Annotated in this window: 21 protein-coding genes, 1 tRNA gene and 1 pseudogene; 10 read left to right on the forward strand and 13 right to left on the reverse strand. The window is 61.3% G+C overall.

Features of this window, described 5'->3' with window-relative positions; translation table 11 throughout:
- Positions 1–2: 2 nt before the first annotated feature.
- From VNX23_RS20675 to VNX23_RS20725, 11 genes are all read right to left on the reverse strand, one after another.
- Entirely contained in the window at positions 3–455 is a 453-nt protein-coding gene (locus tag VNX23_RS20675) for a (2Fe-2S)-binding protein (RefSeq protein WP_325633040.1), read from the reverse strand.
- A 131-nt stretch (positions 456–586) separates the two neighbouring features.
- Positions 587–841: a hypothetical protein gene (locus VNX23_RS20680; protein ID WP_325633042.1), complete on the reverse strand. Its 255-nt coding sequence runs from the start codon at positions 839–841 to the stop codon at positions 587–589.
- 180 nt (positions 842–1,021) lie between these two features.
- The gene (locus tag VNX23_RS20685) at positions 1,022–1,597 is read right to left on the reverse strand and encodes a Rieske (2Fe-2S) protein (RefSeq protein ID WP_325633044.1); all 576 of its coding nucleotides are present in this window, start codon (positions 1,595–1,597) and stop codon (positions 1,022–1,024) included.
- A 17-nt stretch (positions 1,598–1,614) separates the two neighbouring features.
- Positions 1,615–2,070 (reverse strand): hypothetical protein, encoded by a 456-nt coding sequence (locus VNX23_RS20690; protein ID WP_325633046.1) that lies wholly within the window; start codon positions 2,068–2,070, stop codon positions 1,615–1,617.
- Positions 2,071–2,173: 103 nt separating this feature from the next.
- Entirely contained in the window at positions 2,174–3,904 is a 1,731-nt protein-coding gene (locus VNX23_RS20695) for a PQQ-dependent dehydrogenase, methanol/ethanol family (RefSeq protein WP_325633048.1), read from the reverse strand.
- A gap of 94 nt (positions 3,905–3,998) precedes the next feature.
- On the reverse strand, positions 3,999–4,208 hold the full coding sequence (locus VNX23_RS20700; protein WP_325633050.1) for a hypothetical protein: 210 nt from the start codon (positions 4,206–4,208) through the stop codon (positions 3,999–4,001).
- Between the two features lie 256 nt (positions 4,209–4,464).
- Positions 4,465–4,647, reverse strand: a complete 183-nt coding sequence (locus VNX23_RS20705) for a hypothetical protein (protein WP_325633052.1) — start codon at positions 4,645–4,647, stop codon at positions 4,465–4,467.
- Between the two features lie 14 nt (positions 4,648–4,661).
- The gene (locus VNX23_RS20710; protein WP_325633054.1) at positions 4,662–5,150 is read right to left on the reverse strand and encodes a DUF6644 family protein; all 489 of its coding nucleotides are present in this window, start codon (positions 5,148–5,150) and stop codon (positions 4,662–4,664) included.
- A 6-nt stretch (positions 5,151–5,156) separates the two neighbouring features.
- A complete protein-coding gene (locus VNX23_RS20715; RefSeq protein ID WP_325633055.1) occupies positions 5,157–5,513 on the reverse strand; it encodes a DUF6152 family protein in 357 nt (118 codons plus the stop codon).
- 784 nt (positions 5,514–6,297) lie between these two features.
- A tRNA-Arg gene (locus VNX23_RS20720) sits at positions 6,298–6,374 on the reverse strand.
- A 246-nt stretch (positions 6,375–6,620) separates the two neighbouring features.
- The gene (locus VNX23_RS20725; protein ID WP_325633057.1) at positions 6,621–8,102 is read right to left on the reverse strand and encodes a HAMP domain-containing sensor histidine kinase; all 1,482 of its coding nucleotides are present in this window, start codon (positions 8,100–8,102) and stop codon (positions 6,621–6,623) included.
- Between the two features lie 453 nt (positions 8,103–8,555).
- Between VNX23_RS20725 and rpmH the strand changes: the two genes are divergently transcribed.
- The 10 genes from rpmH to dapE all read left to right on the forward strand — a co-directional run bounded on the left by rpmH (position 8,556) and on the right by dapE (position 17,994).
- A complete protein-coding gene (gene rpmH / locus VNX23_RS20730) occupies positions 8,556–8,690 on the forward strand; it encodes a 50S ribosomal protein L34 (RefSeq protein WP_325633059.1) in 135 nt (44 codons plus the stop codon).
- Positions 8,691–9,038: 348 nt separating this feature from the next.
- Entirely contained in the window at positions 9,039–9,410 is a 372-nt protein-coding gene (gene rnpA, locus VNX23_RS20735; RefSeq protein ID WP_325633061.1) for a ribonuclease P protein component, read from the forward strand.
- Positions 9,411–9,413: 3 nt separating this feature from the next.
- Positions 9,414–11,270 (forward strand): membrane protein insertase YidC, encoded by a 1,857-nt coding sequence (yidC, locus tag VNX23_RS20740; RefSeq protein ID WP_325633063.1) that lies wholly within the window; start codon positions 9,414–9,416, stop codon positions 11,268–11,270.
- A 159-nt stretch (positions 11,271–11,429) separates the two neighbouring features.
- Positions 11,430–12,083 (forward strand): ribosome biogenesis GTP-binding protein YihA/YsxC, encoded by a 654-nt coding sequence (gene yihA / locus VNX23_RS20745; protein ID WP_325633065.1) that lies wholly within the window; start codon positions 11,430–11,432, stop codon positions 12,081–12,083.
- Entirely contained in the window at positions 12,080–12,457 is a 378-nt protein-coding gene (locus tag VNX23_RS20750) for a DUF423 domain-containing protein (protein WP_325633067.1), read from the forward strand. Before yihA ends, VNX23_RS20750 begins: the two co-directional genes overlap by 4 nt.
- A 344-nt stretch (positions 12,458–12,801) precedes the next feature.
- Positions 12,802–13,698, forward strand: coding sequence for an acetylglutamate kinase (gene argB / locus VNX23_RS20755; protein WP_325633068.1), 897 nt, complete (start codon positions 12,802–12,804; stop codon positions 13,696–13,698).
- 149 nt (positions 13,699–13,847) lie between these two features.
- Positions 13,848–14,819, forward strand: coding sequence for a DUF1036 domain-containing protein (locus tag VNX23_RS20760; RefSeq protein ID WP_414643042.1), 972 nt, complete (start codon positions 13,848–13,850; stop codon positions 14,817–14,819).
- A gap of 160 nt (positions 14,820–14,979) precedes the next feature.
- Positions 14,980–15,669, forward strand: coding sequence for a pyrimidine 5'-nucleotidase (locus VNX23_RS20765; protein ID WP_325633072.1), 690 nt, complete (start codon positions 14,980–14,982; stop codon positions 15,667–15,669).
- Positions 15,670–15,838: 169 nt separating this feature from the next.
- A complete protein-coding gene (gene dapD / locus VNX23_RS20770; RefSeq protein WP_325633074.1) occupies positions 15,839–16,684 on the forward strand; it encodes a 2,3,4,5-tetrahydropyridine-2,6-dicarboxylate N-succinyltransferase in 846 nt (281 codons plus the stop codon).
- 155 nt (positions 16,685–16,839) lie between these two features.
- Entirely contained in the window at positions 16,840–17,994 is a 1,155-nt protein-coding gene (dapE, locus tag VNX23_RS20775; protein ID WP_325633076.1) for a succinyl-diaminopimelate desuccinylase, read from the forward strand.
- Positions 17,995–18,038: 44 nt separating this feature from the next.
- Here the strand turns inward: dapE and truA are convergent, their stop codons facing one another.
- Both truA and VNX23_RS20785 read right to left on the reverse strand, forming a co-directional pair.
- A complete protein-coding gene (gene truA / locus VNX23_RS20780) occupies positions 18,039–18,776 on the reverse strand; it encodes a tRNA pseudouridine(38-40) synthase TruA (RefSeq protein ID WP_325633078.1) in 738 nt (245 codons plus the stop codon).
- Between the two features lie 133 nt (positions 18,777–18,909).
- Positions 18,910–19,102: pseudogene (locus VNX23_RS20785) on the reverse strand (methionyl-tRNA formyltransferase); the annotation flags it as partial.

Genomic DNA, 19,102 nt, shown 5'->3' on the forward strand with positions numbered 1-19,102 from the left:
GATTACACCCCCGTTGAAGCGAGATGAATGGCGTTTTCGATGCGCTGGTAACAGCCGCAGCGGCAGATGTTGCCTGACATCGCCTCGCGGATCTGGTCGTGCGAGGGTTTGGGGTTCTCGCCGAGCAGCGCTGCCGCTTGCATGATCTGACCAACCTGGCAGAAGCCGCATTGCGGCACGTTGAGCTGGCGCCAGGCTTTCTGCACCGGATGGTCGCCGGTGGGGTGAAGGCCTTCAATGGTGGTGACCTCGCGGCCGACCACGTCGGAGACGGAAGTGATGCAGGCGCGCACCGCTTCCTTGCCGACGATGACGGTGCAGGCACCGCACAGCGCCTGGCCGCAGCCATATTTGGTGCCGGTCAGGCCAGCCTCATCACGGAGAAACCAGAGAAGGGGAAGATCCGGGTCGCCGTCCCAGCTATGTTCCTGGCCATTAATCTTCAATTTGATCATGATCGTTTCTCGCTCTTCTTAAGCCTCTGATGTCCGTTCCGGACGCTGGCTGGAACACGCTTCCATTCGCCGGCGTCGACCGACTTGGCCAGCTGCGCGATTCAAAATCGCATCAGTCAGGCTGACAGACTTCATTGCACGATCTGTTCGATAGTTTGGTTTTGCGCATGCCTCCTGCTGTTAGTTGTTCGTTGTTGTGCAGGTGGACCTTCATACAGGGCTGTGAGGCTATCAGAAATCACCGTAGAGCTGAAGTTATTCTTGCATTTTTCGTTTGTCGAAAGCGGGTGAGCTTGCCGGCGGCGGCGAAAAAATGGCTCGCTCGGTGACTTCAGATTGAGGCAAGCGTCGCCGTCCAGTTCGCCCGACGCCAGCGTGTCGACCAATCTCGGCCGCCGGGTCAAGGCTGTTCGTCCACGAGGCGATGGCCAACACCTTCAAGGAGGAACAGATCCCGTCGACCTTCAACTCTCGCCGAAGGGCCGGCACATCGAGCCAGGTATCGCCGAGATGAACCTGGTTATCCTGCTCACGGCGTCCGGACGGTCGGAATGAGAGGTCGCGGATCAGTTTGGTGTGGCGCCGACGCGGCCCGAAAAGGTCGAAGCAACCGTCACGACACCGTCCTTCAGCTTCAGCCCGAGCGCCGGAAGCGGACGCGGAGCCGGCCCATCGATCACCTCCGCGGCGTTTCTGGGATCGAAGATGGAGGCGTGGCACGAGCAGACGAACGCGTTGCGCTCCTTCGACCACATGTTCACCGGGCAGCCCTGGTGCGTGCAGGTCGCCGAGTAGCCAACTACGCCGTCGGCGGCGCGCGCGCGCGTCTCGTCGGTCAGTGCGGTGGGGTCGAACCTCGCCAGGATTACCAGATTGAGGCGATTGTCACTGCGCACTGTGCCGTCCGGAGCCATCGGAAAGGCCTGCACCTGCGGACCGCCCAGCGCAAGGTCCTCGGCCCGAACCACCTGTCCCTTCTTCGGACCGGTCAGAAACGCAAAGCGATCGTCCGGCGCCGGCGGCTTGGCAGCCTCGCCCTCCTCGGCCGCGCGTGCGGAACCGGCCAACAGTGGCGCAAGCGCCAGCCCGAGGATCGTTCGACGCCTGTAGCAGCGACAGTGCAGCCAATCATCGCACCGCATGCGGCTCGCTCCTTCCATTACTCGGTGCCATTGACGTTCGCGATCAGGCGCAGCGAAACCATTGCGAACTCGTCGGTGCCGTGGATGTAGCCGACCCTGAAGTAGCCGTTGATCGGGTGTTTGCCGGGCTTGGTGGCCCGCACGCCGATCGCAAAGTCGAGGCTGCCTTCCTGAATGGTACCCCGCACCACGCGACGCTCGAACGCTACCCCATCGTCAAACGACGAGAGTTCGATCACGCGATTGTTGTAACCCTGGAGAACCCGATAGCCGTCGCGAATGCGCAACGTGGCGTGCAGCACCGCCGGCTCGCCGACCTTGGCGGACACGTCGGTCACCTCGACCACATAAGCGGGCGATTCATCGGCCTGCGCCTGTTCGAACCCCGGCGAGGCCGGAGAACTCGCCAGCGCGGCGGCCAGTGTAACGGCACAGATGCAGATCAGTGTTGACCCCGCTCGAACATGTTGCATCGTTAGAATCCTAACGAGTGAGGTTGCTTGACAGGGCAACGAAACCCGGCCGGCCGAGAAACCGGCCGCCATTGCTGGCGGCCGGTCGCAAACAAAGAGGCACTCACTTGGAAACGGCGAAGACCCAGACGACGCCGCCCTGCGGCACATCCTTCTGCCAACCTACCAGCTGGCTCATCAGCTCCTGCTGGAAGGCCGCGTCGACTCCGTAGCCGGACTCCACGGCCACATACTGAACGCCATTGACCTCGTAGGTCGAAGGCGGCGCGATGATCCCGGAGTTGGTCTTGAAGTGCCAGAGTTGCTCGCCGGTCTTGGCATCGTAGGCGCGGAACTCACGGTCGTTGGTGCCGCCTGTGAAGAGCAACCCCCCGCCGGTGGTGAGGATCGAGCCCCACATCATCGAGCCCGAATACAGGTTGCGCCAAACCCGCTTGCCGCTGTTGACGTCGTACGCCTGGATCTCGCCGTAGAAGCTCGCCTTGGTGTCGACCGAGAAGTGAAAATCCGGGATGGCAACGCCCGTCCACCACTGTCCGGGAACGCGCTCCTCGACCTTCCCTTCCAGGTTATTGCAGTGGTTCTCGTTGGACGGAATGTAGACCATTCCGGTCTTCGGGTTATAGGCCTCGTACGGCCAATCCTTGCCGCCCCACAGGCCGGGGCAGAACTGGGCCGCCTTGCCGGTGGCCGGCTTGTGCGCCAGGTCGATCTCAGGCCGTCCAGTCTTTGGATCGATGCTCTTGAAGACGTTCTGTGGCACGTAACCCTGGGCGTTGATGTAAGAAATCCCGCCATCCGGATTGCGCTTGAGCCAGTACAGATAGCCGTTACGCGCCGGCTTGAGCAGGCCCTTGGTAGTGGCGCCGTCTTTCTGGAAATCCACCAGCATCGGGGCATTCATCTCGTCCCAGTCCCACGATTCGTTCTGATGGTACTGGAAATAGCCCTTTATCTTGCCAGTATCGGCATCGAGCGCGACAGTTGAGGAGGTGTACAGGTTGTCGCCCGGTCGCTGATCGCCGAACCATGGGGAGGCGTTGCCGGTTCCCCAATAGACCGTGTTGGACGCTGTATCATAGTTGCCGGTCATCCAGGTGGAGGCACCGCCGGTCTTCCAGGTGTCGGGCTTCTCCCAGGTGTCGCTTCCCGGCTCACCGGGCGCCGGAACCGTGTAGGTCTTCCATACCGACTTGCCAGACTCGGCGTCGAACGCCTGGACGAAGCCGCGCACGCCGAACTCGCCGCCCGCGACGCCGACCAGAATCTTGTCCTTCACCACCAGGGGCGCCGCGGTCATGTAGTAGCCGGTCTTCCAATCTTCGACCTTCGCGTTCCAAACGACCTTGCCGGTCTTGGCGTCAAGCGCGACCAGCACGGCATCGAGCCCGGCCAAATAGACTTTGTCGCCATACAGCGCCACGCCACGGTTAGTGTTGTGCAGGGCGCTGAACCCTTCGGGAAACTTGGGCTTGTAGCGCCAAAGCAGATCGCCCGTGGCCGCATCCAGCGCGACCACCTGGATGTACGGCGTCGAGATGAACATTACGCCGTTGTTCACGATCGGCGGCGCTTGGTGCCCAGAATCCACACCAGTGGAGAAGCTCCACACCGGTACCAGCGACTTCACGTTGCTGGTGTTGATTTGATCGAGCGAACTGTAGCTCCATCCCTTGTAGTTGCCGCGTGTCATCAGCCAGTTCCCCGGCTCTGGATTTTCGAGCCGGGCTGATGTCACCGGACTGTAATTCTCGATCGGACCGGCGACGACAGCGGTTGAGGCAAGGGTTGCAAACGCGACAACAGTCGAGAAAAGCCATTGCTTTCTGGTCATGGACGCTATCTCCCTGTGCTTTATCTCTTCACCCACCCTATGGTGGGTGGTGCGATCGTTCTGGGGCATGCGAATCCGATACGACCACGCCCCATCAGCCTGGTTGTTGAGCACCTACCTTTCCAAGGAGTGTTGCAGCTACGGTGAGCGAGCCATCCGCTATCGCCAGCCGCGGCGCCGCCGGACGCCGGAGCGCGGGCACGAACGCGACCTGCGCGCTTTCCCGAGGATTGAACTCGGAGTTGTGACAAAAGCCCTTAAGAATGTCTTTGTCGCTGTGCTCGGCCTTCAGCCAGCCGATCATGGAACAGCCGGCGTGAGAACAAACCCCAGTGGTGAGGAGAAGCGAGCGCCGCGTGTGGTCCGGATACTGCATAATGTTGAGCTCCGCACGGCGTGGTATCACGTTAGCGGGTCTTGAATTATAACACACATATTGAGTTGAGCGCCGCAAGCGGCAAAAAAAGACGAAGGAATTTGCGTGTTCTGGATCCGGTGTTTCTCTTTGTTGCAGCTCGTTTTCGCCAAAGCGCACGTCGTCCCAAAACGCACCGGCCAGCTCAGTCGCCGATGACCCAAACCGGAAGTGAAATATCAAACCTTAATTTGAAGAAGTGGGACAGTATGGCCGCATCAGGGCGACATGCCGGCCTGCGTGCAAAAGCTTCGGCCTCGTCGGCGTTGTCCGCCGCGGTGCAGAAGCCGACCAGGATTGCGAAGATTGCGGAGCAGATGCGGCCCATGGTGGCGGCCCCCGTTAAAAATACGCGATCAGGCGCCCGGCGCAGATGGCGCTGAGCCACAGCAGTAACGACACGAGCGCAGTAACCTTGGCGCCGCCGGACGCTTCGGCGCGCCAGAGCGCAATACGTCGCCACGGGCCGGCATGTGCGATCACGATGTTGACCAGCGCCGCCGCAATCAGGAGCAGCTTGGTCTGGAACGCAGGATTGCGCACTACATGCGCCGCATCGGCGCTGAACAACAGAAATCCCATGCTGATCGCGAGCAGAAAACCGAAGCGTGAAAAAGGCAGCAGCAATTGCGCCATCGGCTGGATCGGAATCGCGCGCCCCAATCCGAGCAGCCTCAAATCGAGCGCCAGGATCGATCCCACCAGCACAACGAAGCCGAGGATATGCAGAATCTCGACCGCGGGATAAAGCGCCGGTGAGCTGCGCATCACATGACCGAGCGCGCTCTCCTGCAATGCCAGGAAGATCGGCGCGGCTGGCTGATGTTCCACGCTGGTCTACCGCAATTCGATGCGTTTGCCGTCGAGAATAATGTATTCGATCCGCGCCTCGTCCGGATTACTCGTATGGGGATAACCGAAAACGGTACAGGTCTTGCCAGGCGCGATCATGTCCGGCGTGATGCCGCGCCGCTCCATGCGCGAAGGCGGCGCGAGGACGAAGCGCCAGTGCTTACCGTCGACCTCCATCTCGATCTGGCAGTGCGGATTCTCGTAGGTCGATTTCAGAATCTCGCCGGTGACGGTGAACGACTTGGACGTGTCGTATCCGCCCCAGCCGTGATGCGCGATCGCCGCGCCCGGAACAAGAGCAGTCGCCAGCGACAGGAACAAACGACGGGTGATTGATGTCATTCGCGCTGCCTCCGGCAATATGAAGGACAACACCGATCCGCGCCGGACTCCGCGGTTTGCGTCACCGTTCAAACGACCGCGGTTACGCAGGCCTCGCGCGCGGCGGAAAAAGGCGCGCCAATCGATCTTCCGAGTTCGAACCGGGCGAGGTTGGGTCGTATTTATAGCGATTTTCTCGTCCCTCGACATGAGCGTATCCTTCGGCTACTGCAGCCTCGTGCATTCTGAGCCAATGCAGTTCGGTCGCTATACATCCGAGAATGAAGGCCGACGCTACGTCATGATCTAAGTCACTATGTCGATCTATAATCTCGTCCATCAATCCCTTCTTTGAAAGTGGATTCGAGCCTTATCGATCAGGCCTACACGAAACGGGCCCATTCCTTCGGTTTCAAAGAAACCTCGGGAATTTCGTTCAGCGATGATTTCCCTGAGGAAGGTCAACTTCGTCTCAACATCCACTGCAAGCACCGAATGCAATTCGGCAACGTACACTTCGAGATTCTCACAATCGGCCGACGAGATTTCGTAGACGGAGAACGAGGCTCCGTTACAGCGCATCAGTCTGTAGCGGGGCTCCCCGCAGCATTTGCAGGCGCCGACATTCAAATCGTGTGAGGTGTCATCAACTTTGATCGTTGATGCGAACTGTCGGTGGTTTCCCCCCAAGTGATTGTGAAAGGTGATCTCCTTGCGCTGTGCTGCCCCGGTGCAGCCCCGAGGTGCCGGTTTGTCAAGCCCTCGAAAATCGAGCAAAGATTGGTAACCGAAATCAATGGGTTATTGGCGCGCCCGGAACGATTCGAACGTCCGACCCCCAGATTCGTAGTCTGGTGCTCTATCCAGCTGAGCTACGGGCGCGTTTTTCGCGTGACACTCGGGCTCAACGGCCCTTTGCATCAAAAATCTAACCGGAAGGTCGCGAAAGAGCGCTTTAGCTACCCGCTCCGGCCCGAATTGGCAAGGTCCGGAACGGAGGCCTCTACAGGGTCCGGCTCGGGGTCGCGCATCCAAGTCGGTGTTGCCGACTTGGAAAATAACAGGGGCGAACTCGGGTAAACCCGAGTTCGGGGTGCGAACCCGGAATCTCGCGCAATTATCAATACCCTAAGCTCTTGCCCGCTCGTTACGCACGGTCAGTAGTTCCACCGGCCGGTCTGGTATTGTGATCCGGAACATCGCGCCGATGGTTCCTTCCACGAGGTGAATCTCTCCGCCATGGGCGCGAACCAGCTCGGCGGCGATCGCAAGCCCGAGCCCGCTGCCGCCCGGCCGGCCTGAAGTCTGAAAAGCCTCAAACAGGTGTTCGCGCGTCCTCGGCGGAATGCCTGGACCGGTGTCGGACACTTCGATGATCGCGACCGCGCCTTCACGCCGCCCGGTAATGCGAATTTGCATGGCGGCGGCGTCGCCGCGCGGCAGGGTTTCGAGCGCCTGGGCCGCATTGCGCACCAGATTGAGCAGCACGCGGAACAGCTGATCGGGATCGGCGTCAATCATCAGCCCCCGCTCGATCGCGCTGATCCAGGTGACCGAGGCATCGGCGGCAAGGCCTGCGGATTCCCGCACTTCGCCGACGACCGGCTCGATCAGGATCATGCGGCGGTCGGGCGCGGCCTCCTGCGCGCGGCCATAGGAGAGTGTCGACTGACAGAATGCGATGGCGCGTTCCAGCGAGCGCATCAGCTTCGGTGCGAAGCGCTGCACCCGCGGGTCGGGGACGCTCGCCAGCTGATCTGACAGCAATTGCGAGGACGCGAGCAGGTTGCGCAGATCGTGGTTGATTTTCGAAACCGCAAGCCCGAGCGCCGCAAGCCGGCTCTTCTGATGAAGCATCGACACCAGATCGCGCTGCATGTCGGACAATTCGCGCTCGGCAACGCCGATCTCGTCGCTCCGATTCGACGGAACGATGATCCGCGCCGGGCTTTCCGGATTCTCGTGAAAACCGACAAGGTTCTCGGTCAGGCGCCGCATCGGCCGCACAAACAGGAAATGCAGCGCAAGATAGACCAGCGCGGCGGTCAGGATCGCGATCGCGAGCGAAACCAGGAGCAGGTTGCGGGAAAACACATACATCGCCTGGCGCAGCGGCGCCTCGTCGATCACGACCTCGATGAACTGGCCTCCGCCCGGCGGCGGCCCGATCACCCGGATCGCCTGATTGCCGGTCTCCAGCATCATCTGGAAGGAATCCACGATCGACGACCAGGCCGTCAGCGAGCGCATGTCGACGTCATGGCCGATCGCCTGCGGCAAACCGGTAGAGGCCAGAAGCCGCCGCTGCTGTCCCATTTTGATGGCCACCGCACGCGCGCCAATGCTGTCGAGGATTTGCCGCGACAGCGATTCCGGAACCATGCCGGAGGGGGCCGCGTCCAGCACCAGCGCGGCTGTATTCGCAGCCGCCAGTTTGCCGTTGAGCCGGTTCATCCAGAAATTCGCGATCGAGGGCACGTAGATCAGGACTTCCGCGATCATGACCAGCGGAATGGTGAGCAGCAACAACTTACCGGACAAGCCCAAGCGGCGCCGCAGCGTTGGCTGCAGCTTTTCGGTGGTCGTCCTTTCGTCGTTCGCTGACGCCATAACTCCCTTCAGGGCCTCACGTTTTAAGGATGCGTCCAGCCACGGGGACGGTCAAATAAAGATTTAATGACGCAAAGCCGTTCCTAGAACCCCTGCGCGATCCGGACCGTCCTGCGGCGTCCGGAAATTCCCTTTGCAGCAACACTGATAGGAACTTCAAATTCACCGCACCAGGAGGTGAGCCCTCATCCCATCTTTAATACACCGGGAATGCTCAATTATTCGCGCCAAATGTGCCGTTTCGAAGAAGCTCGATCCGCTGACCTCGCAATTGACGAAAAGGGGTCGCTCCCGTATAAGCCGCGCCACTTGTCCGCGGTGGCCCGGTTCGACCGGGCCGGCTCGTTTGTGGCCGGAAAATGGCCCGCTTGGGCCTGGCAGCATCCGCGGACATACTCACTTATCAGGCAGATCGCCAGCCCCGGCAGGCCAGGTCTCAGCGGAGAACGACCCGTGAAGCGGACTTACCAACCCAGCAAACTGGTGCGCAAGCGCCGCCATGGCTTCCGCGCGCGCATCGCCACGACCGGTGGCCGCAAGGTGCTCGCCGCACGGCGCGCCCGCGGCCGCAAACGTCTGAGCGCCTAGAGCTCCGATTCCGAAGTTCGCAAGCTATCGCGGCGACCTCTGAGGCGAACTTCGGAATCAAGGGAGCTCTGGCAATTATTGGTTTCTAGTGCGGCTTTGAATTTGAAGTTCCTGTAATAGTGGTGCAGAGGGATTGATAGGAACTTCAAATTCAAAGCCGCACTAATGTCCCGGTTCTGACATTCGTACCGGCGCGTTCGTTTACGAATGTCAGAACCAAAGGGACACTAGCAAATATCGGATTCCAGTGTGGTTTTGGATTTGACATTCGATCTGGGGACTCGCGGTGAGACTAAATCGAATGTCAAATCCACCACACTAGCCCGGGCCTCCCGGAGAGATCTTGCCATGGATCGGCTAAGGCAGCGGGCGGACTTCCTCGCTGTTGCCAATGGCACGCGGGTCAGCGCGGCCGCTTTTGTGCTGCAATGCCGCCGTCGCGACGATGGTGGCCCGGCCCGGGTGGGTTTTACCGTCACCAAGAAGAACGGTAGTGCAACCGAACGCAACCGCATCCGCCGGCGACTTCGCGAATTGGTAAAACGGTTAGATGCCGTATCGCTCCGGCCCCATAGTGATTATGTGCTAGTCGGTCGCCGCGCCGCCCTGACCCGTGATTTTTCGAGCATGCTCGAGGATCTGCACGCGGGGCTTCATCGCCTCAACCGCGAGGCTTCAAAGGCTACGCGACGCGAACACAGAATGAATGACGAGACCTGATCGATGACCGAAAATCGCAATACCATCCTCGCCATCATTCTCTCCGGGCTCGTGCTGCTGGCCTGGCAATATTTCTACAACGTTCCGCAGATGGAAAAGCAGCGCGCCGCGCAGGTTGCGCAGACCCAGACGACCAAGCCCGCGCAGGAAAGCGGCGCTGCGCCTCAAAGCGGAACGGCGCCGGCGCCGGCGGCCAATGCGCCCGCCAATAATCAGCCGGCCTCGGCGACCCCGGTGAGCCGGGACAGCGCGATTGCCGCCACAGCGCGCGTCAGAATCGAAAGTCCCCGCCTCTCGGGCAGCATTTCGTTAAAAGGCGCGCGCGTCGACGACCTGTCGCTGATGCAGTTCCGCGAGACCGTCGATCCCAACTCGCCGCCGATCGTGCTGTATTCCCCCTCGGGTACCGAGAATCCCTATTATGCGGAATTCGGCTGGGTCGCCGCCAGCGGCTCGACGGCGCGGATTCCCGACCAGAACACGGTCTGGCAGCAGGAAAACACGGGCAGCCTGACGCCGAGCCATCCGGTGACGCTGAAATACGACAACGGCGATGGGCTGACCTTCCGGCGTACCATTGCGATCGATGACCACTACCTGTTTACGATCAAGGACGAAGTGACCAATGTCGGCAACGCGCCGGTCACGCTTTATCCCTTTGCGCTGATCTCGCGACACGGCACCCCGAAGGTCGCCGGGTACTACATCCTGCATGAGGGCCTGATCGGCTATCTCGGCGATTATGGGCTGCAGGAATACGGCTACAAGAAAATCGACGACGCCAGGGCGGTCAACTTCAAGGTCACCAATGGCTGGCTTGGCATCACCGACAAATATTGGGCCTCGGCGCTGTTGCCCGACACCCGCGCCCAGTTGCAGGCGCGCTTCTCGTCCAATCTCGTCGGTGGTGTGAGAACCTATCAGACCGACTATCTGCAGGACCCGCAGACGATTGCGATCGGCGGCACCGGCAGCGCCTTTGCGCGGCTGTTCGCCGGCGCCAAGGAAGCCGGCGTTGTCGGCATCAATTTCCCGATCGGAGGGCTCGGAGGTTACAACAAGCAGCTCGAGCTCAACCACTTCGATCTTCTGATCGATTGGGGCTGGTTCTACTTCATCACCAAGCCGATGTTCCTGGCGCTGGACTTCTTCTACCGCTTCTTCGGCAATTTCGGCATCTCGATCCTTCTGGTGACGGTGCTGGTGAAGCTTCTGTTCTTCCCGCTGGCGAACAAATCCTATGTCTCGATGGCGAAGATGAAATCGGTGCAGCCGCAACTGGCGGCGCTGAAGGAGCGCTATCCCGACGACAAGGTGAAGCAGCAGCAGGAGATGATGGAGATCTACAAGAAGGAGAAGATCAACCCGATCGCCGGTTGCCTTCCCGTCGCATTGCAGATCCCGGTGTTCTTCTCGCTCTACAAGGTGCTGTTCGTCACCATCGAAATGCGGCACGCGCCGTTCTATGGCTGGATCAAGGACCTCTCGGCTCCCGATCCGACCAACCTGTTCAACCTGTTCGGACTGTTGCACTTCGATCCCACGCAGATTCCGGTGTTCGGACAATATCTCTGGCTCGGGGTGTGGCCGATCATCATGGGCATTACGATGTGGTTGCAGTTCAAGCTCAACCCGACCCCGCCCGATCCGACCCAGCAGATGATCTTCGGCTGGATGCCGCTGATCTTCACCTTCATGCTTGCCGGCTTCCCGGCGGGTCTCGTCATCTACTGGGCGTGGAACAACCTGCTGTCGGTGGCGCAGCAGAGCTTCATCATGCATCGCAACGGCGTGAAGGTCGAACTGTTTGACAATCTGAAGGCGACCTTCGTTTCGAAGAAGGCCGAGTCCAAGACCTGAGGCCAGGATAGGGCTCATCGAACTTCAGTGCGCGGCGAAGAAATACGCTCAACCGTCATGCCCGGCCTCGTGCCGGGCATCCACGTCTTGGCCGTGTTTCACCAGGAAAGTCGTGGATGGCCGGGCCGAGCCCGGCCATGACGAATGGGAAACCTTCGCATGACCACCGATATTGATGCGAAGCTGATCGAGCGAGGCCGCAAATTCTTCGCCGGCGATTTCAGGTTTTTCTGGGCCGCACCTTCGATCGAGACCCTGCCGACGATGGCAGGCCTGGAGGTTGCGTTCGCCGGTCGCTCCAATGTCGGCAAATCGAGCCTGATCAACGCGCTGACGGGCCGCAACGCGCTGGCGCGGACCTCGAACACGCCCGGGCGCACCCAGGAACTGGTCTTCTTCGAGGGGCCCGAGGGTGCCGGCTTCCGTCTCGTCGACATGCCCGGCTACGGTTACGCCACAGCGCCCAAGGCCAAGGTGGCGTCCTGGACGGCACTGATCCACAAATACCTGAATGGCCGCAGCAGTCTGGGGCGGGTTTACGTGCTGATCGATTCCCGGCACGGCCTCAAGGAGGTCGACCTCGACGTCCTCAAGACGCTGGACCGATCGGCGGTGAGTTACCAGATCGTTTTGACCAAGATCGATCAGGTCAAGCCGGCCGAGGTGGAAGGGCGCATCGCCGAAATCAGCTCGGCGCTTTCAAAACACCCTGCGGCATTTCCGGAAATCATTGCGACGTCCTCGCAAACCGGCGCCGGTCTGCCGGAACTGCGCGGTGCGATGATGCGGCTGCTCGAGGAACGCCGGCGATGAGAGAGTTACGCATCTTTCGCATTCTGATCATCCTGGCGGGCGTGATGGGCGCCGACGGCGTCATTCTGGCGGCGGCTGCCACCCATCAGGGCGATGCCGCGCGGCTTGCGCCGGCATCTTCGATGCTGCTGTTTCACGCAGCCGCCGTGCTCGCGACCGTCTCCCTGGCCGAGCGTGGCGTCATTCATCCGACCGGCGGGCTCCTCGCCGCTGGCGGCTTCGTGGTCGCGGCAGCCTCGTTTGCCGGCGATCTGAGCTTGCGGCACTTTGCCGGCCACGGCCTTTTTCCGCTTGCCGCACCCACCGGCGGCACGCTTCTGATCGCAAGCTGGCTGGTGCTTGCGATCGCGGCCGCATGGCCTCGGCGAAACTAAAGCATCCTGATCGTGTCCCGGACGCGGTGCAGCGTTCTCGCGGCGATGCGAAGCATCGTCCGCTGCGCTGCTCCGCAGAGCCAGGACCCATTTTTCGCCGCTCGATGGACCCCTGATCAGCAGCGCACCACGCCGCAAAGAATGTAAAAGACGCGCGTGAACGCGCTTATGGCGCTGCGCTGTATCCGGGGAACGCTTGTAACGCGGGTAAAGAGTGCAGACCATCCTTTGCGCCGTGCCCGCCAATCGGATAGAAACCGCCCCACCTACAGCATGATCCGGAAAAGTGGGTACCGGTTTTCCGAAAAGATCATGCTTAATCTGGAGACCGCGAGACCCGCTTCATGACCGACGTGCCCCACATCAGTCCGCTCGATCAGGCCCGCATCCTGTCCGAGGCACTGCCGCACATGCAGCAATATGACGATGAAACCATCGTCATCAAATATGGCGGCCATGCCATGGGTGCCGAAGACGTCGCCAAGGCCTTCGCCCGCGACATCGTGCTTCTGGAGCAGACCGCGATCAATCCGGTGGTGGTGCATGGCGGCGGCCCGCAGATCGCGACAATGTTGAAGCGGCTAGGCATTCAATCCGAATTCGCCGCGGGCCTGCGCATCACCGACGCCGCGACCATCGAGATCGTCGAGATGGTGCTTGCGGGTTCGATCAACAAGCAGCTCGTGGGCTACATTAACGAGGCCGGCGGCAAGGCGGTGGGACTGTGCGGCAAGGACGGCAACATGGTGATGGCCTCGAAGGCGACGCGCACCATGGTCGATCCTGATTCGCATATCGAAAAGGTGGTCGATCTCGGCTTCGTCGGCGAGCCCGAGAAGGTCGATTTGACGCTACTCAATCAGTTGATCGGCTATGAACTGATCCCGGTTCTGGCTCCGCTTGCGACCTCGCGCTCGGGGCAGACCTTCAACGTCAACGCGGACACGTTTGCCGGTGCGGTGGCCGGCGCCTTGAAGGCCAAGCGGCTGTTGCTCCTGACCGACGTGCCCGGCGTGCTCGACAAATCGAAGAAGCTGATTTCGGAGATTTCGATCAAGGACGCGCGCAAGCTGATCGCCGACGGCACCATTTCGGGCGGCATGATTCCGAAGGTCGAAACCTGCATCTACGCCCTGGAACAGGGCGTGCAGGGCGTCGTCATCATCGACGGTAAACTACCGCACGCGGTGCTGCTCGAGCTCTTTACCAATCAGGGCACCGGCACGCTGATCCACAAGTGATGAAGCGAAACCATTCTTCGTCATGGCCGCATTTATTCCGGCCATCCGCATCTTGCTGGCGGCGAGAACGTCAGGAGGACATGGATGCCCGGGACAAGCCCGGGCATGACAAGGGACGAAAAGCATTCGCTCACGCAGGGCCCTTTTTGGTGGCCGTTATCTTTTTCATTCTCCCGACCTCGGCCCGTGCCGACCTCAAGCTCTGCAATCGCATGAGCTACGTGATCGAGGCCGCGATTGGCATCGACGACAAGTCGGCGACTGCAACCCGCGGATGGTTTCGCATCGATCCGGCGGCCTGCCGCGTGGTCGTTCAGGGCACGCTGACCGCAGACCGTATCCTGCTCAATGCACGCGCGCTCCCTGTCTACGGCGCATCGCCCATCCCGCAAAACGGCGGCGACACGCTCTGCGTCGCGCCCGACAATTTCGTGATCGCAGCCGCTCGCCAATGCCGCGCCGGGCAAACGCCCGCCGCTTTCACCCAGATCGTTCCGAGCAAGGCCGAGGACGGCAATCTGGTGGCCTATCTGGCCGAAGACAGCGAATATGATGACGAGCAGGCAAGGCTTGCCGGCGTGCAGCGGTTGCTGGTGATCGCGGGTTTTGACGCCGCTCCGATCGACGGTGTCGACGGTCCCAAAACGCAGGCCGCCCTGGCCGCCTTCCTGAAAAGCCGCGGGCTCACCGCGGATTTCGTGCAATCGCCGAATTTCTTCACCACCATGATCGAGGCGGTGCAGTCGCCGTCTTCCGCCGGGCTGACCTGGTGCAACGAAACGCCGCACAGGGTCATGGCCGCCGTCGGTATCGACGACGGCAAGACGGTGGTCAGCCGCGGCTGGTATCGGATCGATCCCGGCAAATGCCTGCATCCGGACGTGACCGGCCAGACCAGGCGGATTTTCAGCTTCGCGGAAGCGGTCGATGCCGAAAACCGTACCGTCAAATTCAAGGACCGCCCGCTGAACTGGGGTGGTACGACGGCGCTTTGCACGCGTGAGAACAAATTCGAAATCAGCGAGCAGGGCGACTGCTCTACGAGAGGTTTTGCCTCGACCGGATTTGCCGCCGTCGACATGGGAAGCGGCGGCAAGACGTTGCGTTTTGCGATGCCGTGATGCGCGCGCCACAAGCAAAACCGTCCCGGACAAGCGAGCGCGGCGAGCGCGATCCGGAACCCATAACCACAGGGCCTCGCTTGTGGGCACGATCTCTCTCGATCTGGCTTATCGAGAGATTCCGCCCCCACGTTCGCGGGGACGACAGGTTGAGTTTCGGATGACCACGAAACGCCCCTTCACGCATATCGACACCTGGGTGTTCGACCTCGACAACACGCTTTATCCGCATCACGTCAACCTGTGGCAACAGGTGGACAGGCGGATCGGCGAGTTCATCGGCGCGTGGCTCAAGGTCTCGCCGGAGGAAGCGCGCCGGATTCAGAAGGATTATTACCGCCGCTATGGCACCAGCATGCGCGGGATGATGACCGAACATGGCGTGCGCGCCGATGACTTTCTCGCTTACGTGCACCAGATCGATCATTCGCCGCTGCAGCCGAATCCGGCGATGGGCGCCGCGATCGCCAGACTTCCCGGACGCAAACTGATCCTGACCAACGCCTCGACCGATCACGCCGACAAGGTCCTGCAGCGACTCGGGATGGATGCGCATTTCGAAGCGGTGTTCGACATCATCGCCGCCGATCTTGAACCCAAACCCGCGGCCCAGACCTACCAAAAATTTCTGAAGGATTACGGGGTCGATCCGCGGAAGGCGGCGATGTTCGAGGATCTGGCGCGCAATCTCGTGATTCCGCATCAGCTCGGCATGACCACGGTGCTGGTGGTGCCCGACGGCAGCCGGGAAGTCGTGCGCGAGGACTGGGAGATGGAAGGACGTGACGATCCTTGTGTCGATCACGTCACCGACGACCTCACGGGATTTTTGCAGAGGCTCGCGCGGTGAGCGCCGTTTCTCGTCATGCCCGGCCTTGTGCCGGGCATCCAAGTCTTCCTTGGCCGCTATTTTAGACGTGGATGGCCGGGACGAGCCCGGCCATGACGGTCAAGTATTCTTGACTCTGCCCTCTCAAATTCCGAAAAAGCCGCTTCCATCCGCCTCTCAAGGAAACACGATGTCCGCTGCTGCTCTGGAATCCACCATCAACACCGCATTCGACGCCCGCGAAGGTATTTCTGCCGCGACCAGAGGCGAAGTCCGGGACGCCGTGGACCATGCGCTTGAGCTGCTCGACAAGGGTGAGGCGCGCGTGGCCGAACGCGAGGCGAGCGGCAAGTGGAAGGTGCACCAATGGCTGAAAAAAGCGGTGATGCTGTCGTTTCGCCTCAACGACATGAGCGCGATCCCGGGCGGCCCGGGCAAGGCATCGTGGTGGGACAAGGTGCCCTCGAAATTCGACGGCTGGGGCGAAAACCGCTTCCGCGACGCAGGTTTTCGTGCCGTCCCGGGCGCCATCGTCCGCCGCTCGGCCTTCATCGCCCGAAACGTCGTCCTGATGCCGTCCTTCGTCAATCTCGGCGCCTATGTCGACGAAGCGACCATGATCGACACCTGGTCCACGGTTGGCTCCTGCGCGCAGATCGGCAAGCGCGTGCATATCTCCGGCGGCGTCGGCATCGGCGGCGTGCTGGAACCGCTGCAGGCCGAACCCGTGATCGTCGAGGATGATTGCTTCATCGGCGCGCGCTCAGAAGTCGCCGAAGGCGTGATCGTGCGCAAGGGCGCGGTGCTGGCGATGGGCGTTTTCCTCGGCGCCTCGACCAAGATCGTCGATCGCGATACCGGCGAGACCTTCGTCGGCGAAGTGCCGGAATATGCCGTCGTGGTCCCCGGCACCCTGCCCTCACGACCGCTCAAGAACGGTCAGCCCGGCCCCGCAACCGCTTGCGCCGTCATCGTCAAACGGGTCGACGAGCGCACCCGCGCCAAGACCAGCATCAACGAACTGCTGCGGGACTAGAGCATGATCCGGAAAAGTGTGTAACGGTTTTCCGGAAAGATCATGCTCAAACAAAGGTCTAAAGCGCGATGGCGATTCAACCTGATCCCATCGCGCTTTGGTACGCGATCTCGAACCCCTAGCCGATCGGCGCGCGCGCATGTTATGCGAAAGGCATGACCGATGCCCTCTCGATTGCCCGTGATCTCATCCGCTGTGCCTCGGTAACGCCGGCCGACGCTGGCGCGCTTGGCGTGCTTGAGAAAATCCTCAAAGGTGCAGGCTTTGAGGTGCATCGTCTCACCTTCGGCGCGACCGGCACCGCCGATGTCGAGAATCTCTACGCGCGCCTCGGAACCGCCTCGCCGCACCTCACCTTTGCCGGCCATACCGACGTGGTGCCGGCCGGCGACGAGGGCGCGTGGTCGCACGGGGCGTTTTCGGGCGAGGTGAGGGACGGGTATTTGTACGGCCGTGGCGCCGTCGATATGAAGGGCGGCATCGCCTGCAGCGCCGCAGCCGTGTTGCAATATCTCGCCGATCACGGCGGCAAGACAAATGGATCGATCTCGTTCCTGATCACAGGTGATGAGGAAGACATTTCCGTCAACGGCACCGTCAAATTGTTGCAATGGGCCGCAACGCGTGGCGAAAAATTCGACCACTGCGTGCTCGGCGAACCCTCGAATGTCGAGACGCTCGGCGATTGCATCAAGATCGGCCGCCGCGGCTCGCAATCGGGCACGGTTTATGTCGAGGGCATCCAGGGGCACGTTGCCTATCCGCATCGTGCGGCCAATCCGGTGCCGGATATTGCGCGCTTGATCGTGGCGCTCAGCGACGAGCCGCTCGATCACGGCAGCGCGCAGTTTCAGGCCTCCAACCTCGAATTCACCTCTGTCGATGTCGGCAATGCCGCGAGCAACGTCATCCCCTCGCAGGCGCGCGCGAAATTCAACATCCGCTTCAACGATCTCCACACGCAAGCGACATTGCGCGAACTGGTCGAGCAGCGGCTTGCGAAAGTGGCGGGAAACCGGATCCGCGCGCGGATCGTGTGGGAGCCGTCGAACTCCAACGTGTTTGTGACCAAGCCCGGCGCCTTCACCGATCTTGCGGTCGCGGCGATCGAGGAAGTCACCGGCCGCAAACCTGAACTGAGCACGAGCGGCGGCACCTCTGACGCGCGCTTCATCGCCAGCTATTGCCCGGTCATCGAGTTCGGCCTGGTCGGCCAGACCATGCATCAGATCGACGAGCGGACGCCAGTGGCCGATCTGGAAAAGCTGACGAAGATCTACCGGGGAATCCTGGACAGGTATTTCGCGTAGCACTTTCTGTCATCGTCCCCGCCTTCGCGGGGTATGACACCAGGTCAATAATCCACCCGGACCAGATAAAGCCCTTGCGGCGGCGCGACGGGGCCGCACGCGGCGCGGTTGCGCGCGGCCAATGCGGCAGAAAGATCATCGGCATCCCAGCGCCCCTCGCCCACCCAGACCAGCGAGCCGACCATCGAACGCACCTGGCTGTGCAGGAACGAGCGCGCCGAAGTTGCGATGTTGACGGCATCGCCGTCGCGCACGACATCGAGCTGATCGAGCGTTTTCACCGGCGAATTCGCCTGGCATTCGGTGTCGCGAAAGGTAGTGAAGTCGTGCTTGCCGACGAGTTTTTGCGCGGCGGCGTGCATCGCGTCTGAATCGAGCGGCCGTGGCAGACGCCAGGCGTGGCCGATGTCGAGCGCGAGATTGGCGCGGCGATTGGCGATCCGGTAGAGATAATGCCGCCTTTTCGCAGAGAAGCGCGCCTCGAAACTGTCCGCCACGATTTCCGCGGACAGCACGCCGATCGGATGCGGCCGCAAATGCGCGTTGAGGCCGTCGCGAAACCGGCCGGGCACAAAATGTTTCGCGATATCGCAATGCGCGACCTGCCCCAGCGCATGCACGCCGGCATCGGTACGCCCCGCGCCATGAACGCGAACCTGCTCGCCACAGATCGCCTTGATCGCCGCCTCCAGCGCACCCTGCACCGAGGGGCCGTTGTCCTGAATCTGCCAGCCGCTGAACGGCGCGCCGTCATATTCGATGATGAGTTTGTAACGGGGCATCACTGCAACAATCTATCTTTGTCGTTATTGCCGGGCTCGACCCGGCAATCCATCCTCTTCGCTCGGCTCTTGTGAAGATAGATGGATACGCGGGTCAAGCCCGCGTATGACGAATTGAAGATGCGGCCGCCGTTCACGCGAGCCTCACGCCGACTACCAGCGGCGTGCCGCGCAAAAATTCTTCGGCCTTCATCGGCTGCCTGCCGGCCCGCTGTAATTCGAGAATCCGCAATGCCCCCTGCTTGCAGGCGATCGTCAAGCGGTCATCCAGCACGGCGCCCGGCTCACCAGAGCCATCAGCGATTTCACCGCGCAAAATCTTGACG

This window comes from Bradyrhizobium sp., from assembly GCF_035570375.1.
Classification (GTDB): Bacteria; Pseudomonadota; Alphaproteobacteria; order Rhizobiales; family Xanthobacteraceae; genus Bradyrhizobium.

What these genes read in the sequence shown, in the direction of transcription:
- rnpA (WP_325633061.1), top strand. Translation starts at nt 9,039, where the DNA reads ATGGATCGGCTAAGGCAGCGGGCGGACTTCCTCGCTGTTGCCAATGGC.
- VNX23_RS20765 (WP_325633072.1), top strand. Translation starts at nt 14,980, where the DNA reads ATGACCACGAAACGCCCCTTCACGCATATCGACACCTGGGTGTTCGAC.
- VNX23_RS20690 (WP_325633046.1), bottom strand. Translation starts at nt 2,070, where the DNA reads ATGCAACATGTTCGAGCGGGGTCAACACTGATCTGCATCTGTGCCGTT.
- argB (WP_325633068.1), top strand. Translation starts at nt 12,802, where the DNA reads ATGACCGACGTGCCCCACATCAGTCCGCTCGATCAGGCCCGCATCCTG.
- VNX23_RS20705 (WP_325633052.1), bottom strand. Translation starts at nt 4,647, where the DNA reads ATGGGCCGCATCTGCTCCGCAATCTTCGCAATCCTGGTCGGCTTCTGC.
- yidC (WP_325633063.1), top strand. Translation starts at nt 9,414, where the DNA reads ATGACCGAAAATCGCAATACCATCCTCGCCATCATTCTCTCCGGGCTC.
- VNX23_RS20715 (WP_325633055.1), bottom strand. Translation starts at nt 5,513, where the DNA reads ATGACATCAATCACCCGTCGTTTGTTCCTGTCGCTGGCGACTGCTCTT.
- dapD (WP_325633074.1), top strand. Translation starts at nt 15,839, where the DNA reads ATGTCCGCTGCTGCTCTGGAATCCACCATCAACACCGCATTCGACGCC.
- truA (WP_325633078.1), bottom strand. Translation starts at nt 18,776, where the DNA reads ATGCCCCGTTACAAACTCATCATCGAATATGACGGCGCGCCGTTCAGC.
- VNX23_RS20695 (WP_325633048.1), bottom strand. Translation starts at nt 3,904, where the DNA reads ATGACCAGAAAGCAATGGCTTTTCTCGACTGTTGTCGCGTTTGCAACC.
- VNX23_RS20750 (WP_325633067.1), top strand. Translation starts at nt 12,080, where the DNA reads ATGAGAGAGTTACGCATCTTTCGCATTCTGATCATCCTGGCGGGCGTG.
- VNX23_RS20675 (WP_325633040.1), bottom strand. Translation starts at nt 455, where the DNA reads ATGATCAAATTGAAGATTAATGGCCAGGAACATAGCTGGGACGGCGAC.
- dapE (WP_325633076.1), top strand. Translation starts at nt 16,840, where the DNA reads ATGACCGATGCCCTCTCGATTGCCCGTGATCTCATCCGCTGTGCCTCG.
- VNX23_RS20700 (WP_325633050.1), bottom strand. Translation starts at nt 4,208, where the DNA reads ATGATCGGCTGGCTGAAGGCCGAGCACAGCGACAAAGACATTCTTAAG.
- yihA (WP_325633065.1), top strand. Translation starts at nt 11,430, where the DNA reads ATGACCACCGATATTGATGCGAAGCTGATCGAGCGAGGCCGCAAATTC.
- VNX23_RS20685 (WP_325633044.1), bottom strand. Translation starts at nt 1,597, where the DNA reads ATGCGGTGCGATGATTGGCTGCACTGTCGCTGCTACAGGCGTCGAACG.
- VNX23_RS20725 (WP_325633057.1), bottom strand. Translation starts at nt 8,102, where the DNA reads ATGGCGTCAGCGAACGACGAAAGGACGACCACCGAAAAGCTGCAGCCA.